This is a genomic window from Kitasatospora aureofaciens (assembly GCF_019192735.1).
Classification (GTDB): Bacteria; Actinomycetota; Actinomycetes; order Streptomycetales; family Streptomycetaceae; genus Kitasatospora; species Kitasatospora aureofaciens_A.
Window position 1 is genome coordinate 1 of the sequence record NZ_JAHTKP010000162.1, and the last position, 1512, is coordinate 1512.

The 1512-nt window shown below is 64.4% G+C and carries 1 protein-coding gene; it reads right to left on the reverse strand.

The genetic code is table 11. From position 1 onward, the window contains the following. Window positions 1-655 precede the first annotated feature (655 nt). The gene (locus KV557_RS41730) at window positions 656-1096 is read right to left on the reverse strand and encodes a phage terminase small subunit P27 family (RefSeq protein WP_218207341.1); all 441 of its coding nucleotides are present in this window, start codon (window positions 1094-1096) and stop codon (window positions 656-658) included. Between the last annotated feature and the right edge of the window lie 416 nt (window positions 1097-1512).

Here is a 1512-nt window from a genome sequence, read left to right on the forward strand (position 1 = left end):
CGCGTCCCGCTTGAACTCGGCCGTGTACCGCTTGCTCATGTTGCTCTTACCGCTCACTATCAGGACTGCTTCCTCCGGGACTCAACGTCCCAGTATCAGGCTGTCCAGTTCAGTGGGGGAACTTCATAGTGACTTGACCGACGACCTTCGCTGGCTATCCACTCGCACCGCCAACCAGCGCCACAACTGCAACATGCGTCTACGTCGTTGTGGGGTCACACTGAGACTGAACGCGATGATGCTTTCTTGCGCGAGGAGGACGGAAATGGAGATTAACGATCTGACTGATGCGCAGAGGGAAGCCTTCAAGAAGGTTGAGGCCGATCTCGGCCAAGTCGAATTGCAACTTCGGAAAGTCTACGGAGAGGCCCGTTCGAGACTGTCAGCCGTTGGACTGCATCAGGACGTTGAGGGTTTCCCCTGCTTGCTCTGTGGCTGCCCGGGTTATGAGTGGGAAGCGAGGGCGCCCCGGCCATGCGCCCGGCAATCCTGCCGCCACAAATTCATCGCACACGATTTCATTGGCTCGACCGCTACGTGATCCGGTGATCAAACACTGCGGCGTTGCTACTCGTCGCGGGCGGCCTAGCCGGTTAGCCGAGGGCACCTACAACCCCCTCGGCCAAGACCGACACCGGCCGACCGGGGGAAACCGCTAGAAGTCTTCCGGGCGGGTGGCCACGCGCCGGACCTCAGCGGCCACAATGCCCAGACGCATCCGGGCCTCAGGCGTGAAGCCGATCGAGTTCTCGATCGACCGAAGTTCCTTCTCCGTGGACTCCACGTACCGCAACATCGGGTGGGCAACGGGCTGGCCGTTGTACCCCTCCGACATGTAGCCGTCGGCAGCGACCACCGCCAACAGCTCCGCCCGACGGTCCTGGAGTTCGCAGTAGCGCAGAATGATGTACCGGTCCGTCTCCGGGGAGTACGCCCCCGCGCCCGCCGTCCAGACCGTCCGCCACGCCTCCCGGCCGACCTTCCCCAGATGGGCAGGTACCCGCGGGGCGCGGCCTTCATGGACGACTGGCGCGGGCTCGTTCAGCGTCGCCGACGGGTGGTCGGTTCGAAGGTCCGGGCTCTTCGCTCGGGACACCTTCACCACCTCCTAGCGAGCGCTTCGACCCCCTTAAGGGGTGCCTTTCTCCGGGGCACTCAGCCCGGCTTCGCCTACGTGTCAGGCGAGTTGATCACTGGGGGCGCCTGGGTCCGGCGTTACACCCAGGGTGCGTTTTTCGAGCTGGGGCCGGGATCGCCAGGGCGACAGGGCAGGAACTTCCGGAGCGCCCCGCCCAGCCCCGCGAGCACCACGTCAGAACGGCGGTCGCTGGTGGTCGAAGTCCCGTCGGGCTTTGCCTTGTGGCAGCTCTTGCAGAGCACCTGGAGGTCGTGTCCCATGAGGTGGTGTAGTGGTCGTGCGCCAACAGTCATGAAGTAGGCGGGAGTTCGTCGCGACCGGGGTCGGCGGGGTAGATCCTTTCCATGCTGGCCTCGGGCAGGTAGCGGCGGGGG